Origin of the sequence: Mixta sp. (genome assembly GCF_024610815.1) — a bacterium.
Taxonomy (GTDB): domain Bacteria; phylum Pseudomonadota; class Gammaproteobacteria; order Enterobacterales; family Enterobacteriaceae; genus Mixta; species Mixta calida.
Genome location: NZ_JANION010000120.1, coordinates 1 through 10,662 on the forward strand (window position 1 = coordinate 1; position 10,662 = coordinate 10,662).

13 protein-coding genes are annotated in these 10,662 nt (G+C 55.0%); 10 read left to right on the top strand and 3 right to left on the bottom strand.

All coding sequences use genetic code 11. The annotated features are described in order from the left end of the window. The 10 genes from MYY08_RS08455 to ptsG all read left to right on the top strand — a co-directional run. On the top strand, window positions 1-336 hold a 336-nt coding region (locus MYY08_RS08455; protein ID WP_502888454.1), incomplete at its 5' end, for an ACP S-malonyltransferase. A gap of 13 nt (window positions 337-349) precedes the next feature. Continuing rightward, window positions 350-1,084 carry a 3-oxoacyl-ACP reductase FabG gene (fabG, locus tag MYY08_RS08460; RefSeq protein ID WP_084970498.1) on the top strand — a complete coding sequence of 245 codons (735 nt, stop codon included), beginning with the start codon at window positions 350-352 and terminating at the stop codon, window positions 1,082-1,084. Window positions 1,085-1,238: 154 nt separating this feature from the next. Continuing rightward, the gene (acpP, locus tag MYY08_RS08465; protein WP_038626777.1) at window positions 1,239-1,475 is read left to right on the top strand and encodes an acyl carrier protein; all 237 of its coding nucleotides are present in this window, start codon (window positions 1,239-1,241) and stop codon (window positions 1,473-1,475) included. Window positions 1,476-1,561: 86 nt separating this feature from the next. Continuing rightward, window positions 1,562-2,803 (top strand): beta-ketoacyl-ACP synthase II, encoded by a 1,242-nt coding sequence (fabF, locus tag MYY08_RS08470; protein ID WP_038626775.1) that lies wholly within the window; start codon window positions 1,562-1,564, stop codon window positions 2,801-2,803. Between the two features lie 133 nt (window positions 2,804-2,936). Further along, entirely contained in the window at window positions 2,937-3,740 is an 804-nt protein-coding gene (pabC, locus tag MYY08_RS08475) for an aminodeoxychorismate lyase (RefSeq protein WP_038626772.1), read from the top strand. Window positions 3,741-3,753: 13 nt separating this feature from the next. Further along, window positions 3,754-4,776, top strand: coding sequence for an endolytic transglycosylase MltG (gene mltG / locus MYY08_RS08480; RefSeq protein ID WP_038626770.1), 1,023 nt, complete (start codon window positions 3,754-3,756; stop codon window positions 4,774-4,776). Continuing rightward, window positions 4,766-5,398, top strand: a complete 633-nt coding sequence (tmk, locus tag MYY08_RS08485; protein ID WP_038626768.1) for a dTMP kinase — start codon at window positions 4,766-4,768, stop codon at window positions 5,396-5,398. The genes mltG and tmk overlap by 11 nt, the downstream gene beginning before the upstream one ends. Then, window positions 5,398-6,396, top strand: coding sequence for a DNA polymerase III subunit delta' (holB, locus tag MYY08_RS08490; protein WP_038626766.1), 999 nt, complete (start codon window positions 5,398-5,400; stop codon window positions 6,394-6,396). Before tmk ends, holB begins: the two co-directional genes overlap by 1 nt. 15 nt (window positions 6,397-6,411) lie before the next feature. Continuing rightward, window positions 6,412-7,206: a metal-dependent hydrolase gene (locus MYY08_RS08495; protein WP_038626764.1), complete on the top strand. Its 795-nt coding sequence runs from the start codon at window positions 6,412-6,414 to the stop codon at window positions 7,204-7,206. 296 nt (window positions 7,207-7,502) lie between these two features. Continuing rightward, a complete protein-coding gene (ptsG, locus tag MYY08_RS08500; protein WP_038626763.1) occupies window positions 7,503-8,936 on the top strand; it encodes a PTS glucose transporter subunit IIBC in 1,434 nt (477 codons plus the stop codon). Between the two features lie 143 nt (window positions 8,937-9,079). On the opposite strand, the gene MYY08_RS08505 is transcribed toward ptsG, so the two are convergent. From MYY08_RS08505 to MYY08_RS08515, 3 genes are all read right to left on the bottom strand, one after another. Beyond that, window positions 9,080-9,532, bottom strand: coding sequence for an Hcp family type VI secretion system effector (locus MYY08_RS08505; protein ID WP_288013916.1), 453 nt, complete (start codon window positions 9,530-9,532; stop codon window positions 9,080-9,082). Window positions 9,533-9,623: 91 nt separating this feature from the next. Next, a complete protein-coding gene (locus tag MYY08_RS08510; protein ID WP_084971761.1) occupies window positions 9,624-10,097 on the bottom strand; it encodes a DUF943 family protein in 474 nt (157 codons plus the stop codon). Next, a partial coding sequence (locus MYY08_RS08515; protein ID WP_288013917.1) for a YPO3983 family protein occupies window positions 10,081-10,662 on the bottom strand: 582 nt, incomplete at its 5' end. The genes MYY08_RS08510 and MYY08_RS08515, both read right to left, overlap by 17 nt.

The following is a 10,662-nucleotide window of genomic DNA, read 5'->3' on the forward strand; positions in this document are numbered from 1 at the left end:
CCCTCACACTGCGCGCTGATGAAGCCTGCGGCGGAAAAACTGGCGGTTGCGCTGGAAAACATCACGTTTAATGCACCAGCCTTACCGGTCGTCAACAATGTTGATGTAAAATGCGAAACCTCGCCGGAAGCGATTCGCAGCGCGCTGGTTCGTCAGCTCTACAACCCGGTTCGCTGGACGGAAAGCGTAGAATTTATGGCGGCGCAGGGCGTTACCGCGCTGCTGGAAGTTGGTCCGGGCAAAGTCCTTACCGGTCTGACGAAACGTATTGTCGACACACTGACGGCCTCGGCGGTGAATGATTCCGCCAGCCTGGCAGCGGCGCTTGAACAATAATACGAGGATAAACATGAGTTTCGAAGGAAAAATTGCCCTGGTGACCGGTGCCAGTCGTGGTATCGGGCGTGCTATCGCGGAAACGCTGGCGGCACGCGGTGCGAAAGTGATTGGCACAGCCACCAGCCAGAGCGGCGCGGATGCTATCAGCGCTTATCTGGGCGAACACGGTAAAGGTTTGCAGCTGAACGTTACCGATCCGGCGTCGATTGAAAGCGTACTTGAAAATATTCGCGCCGAATTTGGCGAGGTGGATATTTTAGTCAATAATGCTGGCATTACGCGTGATAATCTCCTGATGCGTATGAAGGATGATGAATGGGAGTCCATTCTGGACACCAACCTCACGTCCGTTTTCCGCCTTTCCAAGGCGGTAATGCGCGCCATGATGAAAAAACGCGTGGGTCGTATCATTACCATCGGTTCCGTTGTGGGCACGATGGGTAATGCGGGCCAGGCAAACTACGCGGCAGCAAAAGCGGGTTTGATCGGCTTTAGCAAGTCACTGGCGCGCGAAGTCGCGTCACGTGGTATTACCGTTAACGTCGTGGCTCCCGGTTTCATTGAAACCGACATGACGCGCGCGTTGAGCGACGATCAACGTGCTGGCATTCTGGCGGAAGTACCTGCGGGTCGCCTTGGCGACGCGCAGGAAATCGCCAATGCCGTTGCATTTTTAGCCTCTGACGAGGCAGCGTACATCACTGGTGAGACGCTGCATGTCAATGGCGGAATGTACATGGTCTGATAATTGCGAAAACTATTTGCGTTAATTGCGGCAATAGCCGCAAAATAGCGTCAAATCGTGGTTGGACCAGCCGGGATTGAGTTGCATCTTTTCCAACTTTTTATACACTACGAAAACCATCGCGAAAGCGAGTTTTGATAGGAAATTTAATAGTATGAGCACTATCGAAGAACGCGTTAAGAAAATCATCTCCGAGCAGCTTGGCGTTAAGCAGGAAGAAGTCACCAACGAAAAATCTTTCGTTGAAGATCTTGGCGCTGATTCTCTTGATACCGTTGAGCTGGTAATGGCTCTGGAAGAAGAGTTTGATACTGAGATTCCGGACGAAGAAGCTGAGAAGATCACTACTGTTCAGGCTGCTATTGATTACATCAATAACCATCAGGCCTAATGAACTACCATCAGGCGGTCATTCGACCGCCTGAGTTTTTTGTCCACCCCACATAGTATCAATCTTTCCCTCCCTGGAGGACGAACGTGTCTAAGCGTCGTGTAGTTGTGACCGGTCTTGGCATGTTGTCTCCTGTCGGCAATACCGTAGAGTCAACCTGGAATGCTCTCCTTGCCGGGCAGAGTGGCATCAGCCTGATCGACCATTTCGATACTAGTGCCTACGCAACGCGTTTTGCTGGCTTAGTAAAGGATTTTAACTGTGAAGAGATCATCTCGCGCAAAGATCAGCGCAAGATGGACGCCTTCATTCAATACGGAGTTGTCGCTGGCGTACAGGCCATGCAGGATTCCGGCCTGGTAATTACCGAAGAAAACGCTACCCGTATCGGCGCGGCTATCGGTTCAGGCATTGGCGGACTGGGACTGATCGAAGAAAACCATGCATCGCTGGTGCAGGGTGGCCCACGTAAAATCAGTCCGTTCTTTGTGCCTTCGACCATTGTGAACATGATAGCAGGCCACCTGACTATTATGTATGGCATGAAAGGGCCCAGTATCGCCATCTCTACTGCCTGTACTACCGGTGTACATAATATTGGCCAGGCCGCGCGGATGATCGCCTATGGCGATGCGGATGCGATGCTGGCAGGTGGCGCCGAAAAAGGCAGTACGCCTTTGGGTATTGGCGGCTTTGGTGCGGCGCGCGCGCTCTCTACACGTAACGACAATCCGCAGGCGGCCAGCCGTCCGTGGGATAAAGATCGTGACGGCTTTGTGCTGGGTGACGGTGCAGGCATTGTGATGCTGGAAGAGTACGAGCACGCCAAAAAGCGCGGCGCGAAAATCTACGCTGAGCTGGTGGGCTTTGGTATGAGCAGCGATGCCTATCATATGACCTCGCCGCCGGAAAACGGCGCGGGCGCCGAAGCGGCGATGATCAATGCGCTGAAAGATGCGCAGCTGACGCCGGAGCAGATCGGCTACGTCAATGCGCACGGCACCTCGACGCCTGCGGGCGACAAGGCTGAGGCGCAGGCGGTGAAATCGGTGTTCGGCGCAGCGGCGTCAAGCGTGATGGTCAGCTCGACGAAGTCGATGACCGGTCACCTGCTTGGCGCGGCGGGCGCGGTGGAGTCTATCTACTCTATCCTTGCTCTGCGCGACCAGGCCATTCCGCCAACCATTAACCTCGACAACCCGGATGAAGGCTGCGATCTCGATTTCGTACCGCACACCGCGCGTCAGGTTAAGAATCTGGAGTACACCCTGTGTAACTCCTTTGGCTTTGGCGGCACCAACGGCTCGCTGATTTTCCGTCGCGTCTGATTGCCCCATTGCTGATAAAAGGCCCGCTCTGCGGGCCTTTTTTACATCTGGACTATTCCGATCCTGTCGGGCTGTAACCTGATGGCCGGTACCGGTAAGCTTATAGCAATACTGTTAAATACTGAGCGTGCGCATGATTTGGATTAACGGAGAACGACAACAGCAGATTGCGGTCAGCGATCGCGCTTTACATTATGGCGACGGCTGCTTTACCACCGCGCGTCTGCGTCAGGGCAACATCGACCTGCTGGAGGCACATTTGCAGCGACTGCGCGAAGCGACCTCCGCGCTCAGAATTAACGGCGTCGACTGGCGCATCCTGAAAGAGGAGATGCTGGCGGCGGCAAACTGTTGGCCGCAGGCGGAAGGGGTATTGAAAGTTATCCTGACGCGCGGTTCAGGCGGGCGCGGCTACAGCGGGGCCGATTGCCGTCTGCCGACGCGCATTATTATGCTGTCCGCCGCGCCGGGCCACTATGCCGCGCAGCGAGAAAGCGGCGTGCGGCTGGCGACCAGCCCGGTGCGCCTCGGCATTAATCCGCAGCTTGCGGGTATTAAACATCTTAACCGGCTGGAGCAGGTGTTGATTCGCACAGAGCTTGAGCAGAGCGGGGCGGATGAGGCGCTGGTGCTTGACACTGAGGGTAAGCTGGTGGAATGCTGTGCGGCTAATTTATTCTGGCGCAAAGAAAATCAGCTGTTTACCCCGGCGCTGAGCGGCTCCGGCGTCAACGGCATTATGCGCAGGCATGTGATCGGCCTGGCGCGGCGGCATGGCTATCTCTGTCAGGAGGTACGCGAGCTGCCTCAGACGCTGAGCGATGCCAGTGAAGTGTTTATCACCAACGCCCTGATGCCGATCTTGCCGGTCGTCTGCATTGATGAATGGCGCTATAGCTCCCGCGCGCTCTGTCACCTGCTGGCGCCGGATTGTTGAAAGTGGATGAATCATGACTCGTAAAATAAAAATCTTTGTCGGCGCGGCGCTGCTGCTTATCGCCGTCGCCGCCGTTTGTTACTGGCAGGTGCTGCGATTCGCCGATTCGCCCCTGACCATCAACCAGGAAAAAATCTTCACTCTGCCTGCCGGTACCGGCCGCGTGGCGCTGGAAACCCAGCTGGAAGAACAGCATATCATTGCGCCGTCGCCGTGGTTCGGCGCGCTGCTGAAGCTGGAACCGGAGCTGGCGAAGTTTAAAGCCGGCACCTATCGTCTTAAAGCGGACATGAGCGTGCGTCAAATGCTGGCATTGCTGGCGAGCGGCAAAGAGGCGCAGTTTCCGGTGCGCTTTACCGAAGGAACTCGGTTGCAGGATGTACTGCGCGAATTACGCAACGCGCCCTGGATCAAACATACCCTGAAAGACGATCGACCCGAGACGGCGGCGGCGGCCCTGCAACTGAAGGAAGGAGAGAGCCTGGAAGGCTGGCTGTGGCCTGACACCTGGCTCTACACCGCCAACACCACCGACGTGGCGCTGCTGCAACGTGCGCATCAGCGGATGAAAACTGAGGTTGACGCCATTTGGCAAAACCGCATGGCCGATCTGCCTTATAAAACGCCGGGCGAGCTGGTAACGATGGCTTCGATCATCGAGAAAGAGACCGCCGTCAGTGAAGAACGCACCAAAGTGGCTTCGGTATTTATCAATCGTCTGCGCACCGGCATGCGTCTGCAAACCGATCCGACGGTCATTTACGGCCTGGGCGAAAAATATAACGGCGCGCTGACGCGTAAGGATCTGGAAACGCCGAGCGCGTACAATACCTACACCATTAACGGCCTGCCGCCGGGACCGATCGCGCTGCCGGGCAAAGCCTCGCTTGAGGCGGCGGCGCATCCGGTTAAAAGCAACTACCTCTATTTTGTGGCCGACGGCAAGGGTGGACATACCTTTACCACTAATCTGGCCAGCCATAACCGGGCGGTGCAGGCCTGGCGCACGACGTTGAAGGAAAAAAATGAACGGTAAGTTTATTGTGATTGAAGGCCTGGAAGGCGCAGGCAAAACGACCGCGCGCGACTGCGTAGTGGAACAGCTGCGCGAGCAGGGCATTACCGATATCGTTTTTACCCGCGAACCCGGCGGTACGCCGCTGGCGGAAAAGCTGCGCGATCTGATCAAGCAGGGACTGGACGGAGAGCAGATAACCGATAAGGCGGAGCTGTTGATGCTCTACGCCGCGCGGGTACAGCTGGTGGAAACGATCATCAAGCCGGCGCTGGCGCGCGGCGCCTGGGTGGTAGGCGATCGTCACGATCTCTCGTCGCAGGCCTACCAGGGCGGCGGTCGTGGTATTGATCAGCAGTTGATGCAGGCGCTGCGCGATACCGTGCTGGGTGACTTTCGACCGCACCTGACGCTATACCTGGACGTCACGCCTGCCATTGGCCTGCAACGCGCGCGCGCGCGCGGCGAACTCGATCGTATTGAGCAGGAATCGCTGCACTTTTTCGAGCGCACCCGCGAACGCTATCTGGCGCTGGCGGCCAGCGATTCCTCCATCAAAACCATTGATGCCACGCAGTCGCTGGATGAGGTGACACTGTCACTTAGGCGCGTCGTGCGTGACTGGCTGATGGAGCAGAACTAATGAACTGGTTTCCGTGGCTCAATCCTGTCTATCGTCAGGTCATCATGCAGCATCAGGCGGGGCGAGCGCATCATGCGCTGCTGGTGCAGGCGCTGCCCGGTATGGGCGACGGCGAACTGGTATGGGCCATCAGCCGCTGGCTGCTTTGTCAGCGGCGCGACGGCCTGAAAAGCTGCGGCCAGTGTCACGGCTGTCAGCTGATGCTGGCCGGCACGCATCCTGATTGGCACCGGCTGGCGACGGAGAAAGGGAAAAGCGCGCTGGGCATCGACGCGGTGCGAGACGTCAATGAGAAGCTGTTTAATCACGCGCAGCAGGGCGGCGCGAAAGTGGTCTGGCTGCCCGATGCAGGACAGCTGACGGAAGCGGCGGCCAATGCCCTGTTAAAGACGCTGGAAGAGCCGCCGCAGAACACCTGGTTTTTTCTGAGCAGCCCGGAGCCGTCGCGGCTGCTGCCGACGCTACGCAGCCGCTGTCTGCGCCTGCATCTGGCGCCGCCTGACGAACAGCAAAGTCTGGCCTGGCTGCAAAAACAGCATCAGGGCGAGCCGGAAGCGATCCGTACCGCGTTGCGCCTGAGCAGCGGCGCACCCGGCGCGGCGCTAAGCCTGCTGGAGACGCAGAACTGGACGCAGCGTCAGGCGCTGTGCGATGCATTGTCCGTCGCGCTGGAAGAAGACGTCCTGGCGCTGCTGCCGCAGCTTAATCACGATAATGCCGTCGCGCGCATCGCCTGGCTGACTACGCTGCTGACGGACGCGCTGAAGTGGCAGCAGAGCGGCGATCGTTTCCTGACTAATACCGATCGGCCACAGCTGGTTCAGCAGCTGGCGCAGCGATTGCCGGCCGCGGCGCTTGATAAAAGCCTGCGTCAGTGGCTGCTCTGCCGCGATCGCCTGAGTCATATTGTGGCGGTCAACCGGGAGCTGCTGCTTACCGAACAGCTGCTGAACTGGGAAAGTTTGCTTAAGCCGGCGGCCAGACCGCTGGCTCAATAATCGAAGAGAGTTGTTATGTTTTTAGTTGATTCCCACTGCCATCTTGATGGCCTGAACTACGAGACGCTGCATAAAGATGTGGATGATGTGCTGGCGAAAGCGGCGGCGCGCGATGTGAAATTTATGCTGGCGGTAGCCACTACGCTGCCCGGCTTTAAAGCGATGACGACGCTGCTGGGCGACCGGCCCAATATCGCCTGGTCCTGCGGCGTGCATCCGCTGAATCAGGAAGAGGAATGGGATTTCGCCGAGCTGCGTCAGCTGGCGGCCGATCCGCGCGTTATCGCCATGGGCGAAACCGGCCTGGATTACTACTATCAGCAGGAAACCAAAGCGCGTCAGCAGGCTTCTTTCCGCGAACATATCCGCGTCGGGCGCGAATTAAACAAGCCGGTGATCGTTCACACGCGCGACGCGCGCGAAGATACGCTGGCGATCCTGCGTGAAGAGCAGGTCGAAGGCTGCGGCGGCGTGCTGCATTGTTTTACCGAGGATCGCGAAACCGCGGAGAAGCTGCTGGATATGGGCTTCTATATCTCGTTCTCCGGCATCGTCACTTTCCGCAATGCGGAAGCGCTGCGCGATGCGGCGCGCTATGTGCCGCTGGACCGCATGCTGGTAGAAACCGATTCGCCTTATCTGGCGCCGGTGCCACATCGCGGCAAAGAGAACCAGCCCGCTTTTACGCGCGATGTCGCCGAGTATATGGCGGTGCTGAAAGGGGTGGACGTAGAAACGCTGGCGCAGGTCACTACGCAAAACTTCTCCAGGCTGTTTCATGTACCCATGTCGCGTCTGACGGACGCCTGAGCCCCGACCTTTTTTTATAGCTCGTAATTAATCCCTGAAAATCGTAAAGTGCAGCGCGAAAAAGGTCGCGCCGCTACTTTTTTCCGCCTGAAAGTTGGCGGAAAAATAAAAAATATTCTAAAGGTTAGCCGCCTGATGGGCGAAACGTGACAGGTATCAAACAAAACTGAACGGATTTATTTTACTCTTCGTAATAAATCCAGAGGGCCCTAAAAAGCCCCAATGGCAAAGGATCCTCCCTCCTTCGCCACGCGTAGAACGCGATTAAAAGCACTCATACTCAGGAGTTCCACAATATGTTTAAGAACGCATTTGCAAACCTGCAAAAGGTCGGTAAATCGCTCATGCTGCCGGTATCGGTACTCCCGATTGCCGGTATTTTACTGGGCGTCGGCTCGGCGAATTTTGCCTGGCTACCTGCTGTTGTTTCTCATGTCATGGCGGAAGCGGGCGGATCGGTGTTCGCCAATATGCCGCTGATTTTCGCCATCGGTGTGGCGTTGGGCTTTACCAATAACGACGGCGTTTCGGCGCTGGCTGCTGTTGTTGCTTACGGCATCATGGTGAAAACCATGGCGGTCGTGGCGCCGCTGGTGCTGCATTTGCCGGCAGAGGAGATTGCAACTAAACATCTGGCGGATACCGGGGTATTAGGCGGTATTATTGCTGGTTCTATCGCTGCTTATATGTTTAACCGCTTCTATCGCATCAAGCTGCCTGAATATCTGGGCTTCTTTGCCGGTAAACGTTTCGTACCGATTATCTCCGGTATGGCGGCGATTATTCTGGGCGTGATCCTCTCCTTTATTTGGCCGCCGATTGGCAGCGCGATTCAGGACTTCTCCCAGTGGGCAGCCTACCAGAACCCGGTCGTCGCCTTTGGTATCTATGGCGTGATTGAGCGTTCGCTGGTGCCGTTCGGCCTGCATCATATCTGGAACGTGCCTTTCCAGATGCAGATTGGTGAATTCACCAACGCGGCCGGACAGGTGTTCCACGGCGATATCCCGCGCTACATGGCGGGCGACCCGACCGCAGGCAAACTTTCTGGCGGCTTCCTGTTCAAAATGTACGGTCTGCCGGCTGCTGCGATCGCTATCTGGCACTCCGCGAAACCGGAAAACCGTGCAAAAGTGGGCGGCATCATGATCTCCGCCGCGCTGACTTCGTTCCTGACCGGCATCACCGAGCCGATCGAGTTCTCCTTTATGTTCGTGGCGCCGATCCTGTACGCTATCCATGCGATTCTGGCAGGCCTGGCTTTCCCGATTTGTATCCTGCTCGGCATGCGTGACGGCACCAGCTTCTCGCACGGTCTGATCGACTTTATCGTGCTGAGCGGCAACAGCAGCAAAATCTGGCTGTTCCCGATTATCGGTATCATCTACGGCCTGATTTACTACACCATCTTCCGCGTGCTGATTGCTAAACTGGATCTGAAAACGCCTGGCCGTGAAGACGCGACCAGCGAGCAGACTACCGGTTCCTCTAACGAAATGGCAGCGAACCTGGTAACCGCGTTTGGTGGTAAAGAGAACATCACTAACCTGGACGCCTGCATTACCCGTCTGCGCGTTAGCGTGGCCGACGTATCCAAAGTCGACCAGGCTGGCCTGAAGAAACTGGGCGCTGCCGGTGTGGTCGTGGCAGGCTCCGGCGTACAGGCTATCTTCGGCACCAAGTCCGATAACCTGAAAACCGAAATGGATGACTACATCCGCAACAATTAATCTGTTGTGACTCGAAAAGGCTGCCCCTGGGCGGCCTTTTTTTCGTCTGTCGCCGCCTGTTATTGCTTCAGAGCGGTGAAAGAGGGGGGTAGGGTTTCTGTTTTGCCTCTTTAGCATCGTCGTGCAGGCAGCTCCCGCACCGGCTAAAAGCAGGAAGTGGAGTTTTTGATATCCCAGCCCATGCGGCTTTCCGCGCCTTTAATCCCGGATGCGGCCTGTTCCCAGTACTGGAATTTCACTTTGTCCGCCTGGAACTCATACGCGGCCTCAGCGACATCATCCAGATTCACATCAGTGACAGTGACGTTTTCCAGCGTTATCCGACAGGATTCAATCATGCCGTTACCCGCCTTACATAATGAAAGATACATTGCTTTTATCCGGTTGCCGTTAGATGCGAACAGGAGTACCGCCGCGGTAGCCTTGTCTATAGCGCACTGAACCGACAGATTTCTATAACGGGATGCGCCAGGCCCGGCGGCATCACCGTTTCTCCAGACGCCCCATGTGTAGCTTGTTACATCGATCCACCCCTGATGAGCCGCATCCTGCGACTCGCCGGTTATCCCTTCTATTTTGAGAAATGTGCTTTCCATAGATTTCTTTTTTTCCTGATTAATGTATTGATGATGGCTGTAGGTTTTTATTGTCCGTCTGCCTGTTTCGGTAAAATTTACAGTCTGTCGATTAATTGGTTGGGAGTTTTATTATTCCTCCATTATCTTTAACTCGGTAATAACCATTATTAGCAAGGAAATAGAGTCCGCTTTTTTCACTATATGAAACTGTGAAGACTTTGTTTTTCTCTACGCAGTTTTGTTGGTTTTTCATATCGGTAAAGCACAGTCTGTCATATTTATCACGTGCCCTATAACCATCGCCGAACAGCCAGAAAGTAATGGTATAGCTACCATAGGGTGCGGGATCAGGGATGCCATAGCGACTTTTAAGCATTTTCTTATTTTTTTTCCACCACTCTATTTTTCCTCTGGCAGTCAAAGGAAAGTGGTTTACCAGAACTGCACTAAACCCCTGGTAATCATGAAATTTATGGACCGCAATGACTTTAATTGGACGTAGGTTAAGCCAGAGAAAAAGGCACAGCGATGCGATGACAATAGTTAATATTGCCCAACGGATTTTTTTACCTACTATTTTCATTACATTCTCCGCTGATCTCTATCGTCGTTTTCATCTCGGTGATAAAAGGTTTAAAGCCAAAGCGATGGTATCGCTGCAGCACAAACCAGATGCGGAAAAACCGAAACAGGTTGAATTTGGATTTTAGAATATCATTACTGTCCAGACCAAAATGGTCTTGCACTTTATAGTACACCTGCGCCCGATAGCAGTTGTTGTCGATAATAAGGCTTTTTAAGGTGATATGCGTCGCCCATGTATCATGCACGGTGATACCCATACCGTTAATATTATCCTGAATTCTGTCAAATTTAGGAAGTTTTCCTGCCAGGATAGCGACAGTTAGTTCCTTTCCTTTAGCAGCAGGATAAAATTTATTTTTGCAATCAATATGCTTATCAAGCATATCTTTTAGCAACAGTCGCGTACTGTTTTCCTTTGAAGCATCATTCATTATTTGCATTCTGAGCGCACTATCCAGCGATAAACGCCTGAACGGCTCGCCTTCGCCGCGCTGCATATGGATAATCATCTCTTCGATAAGATGCCTGTAGGGACCCCAGATGGCGAAGCTTTGCGACAGGTG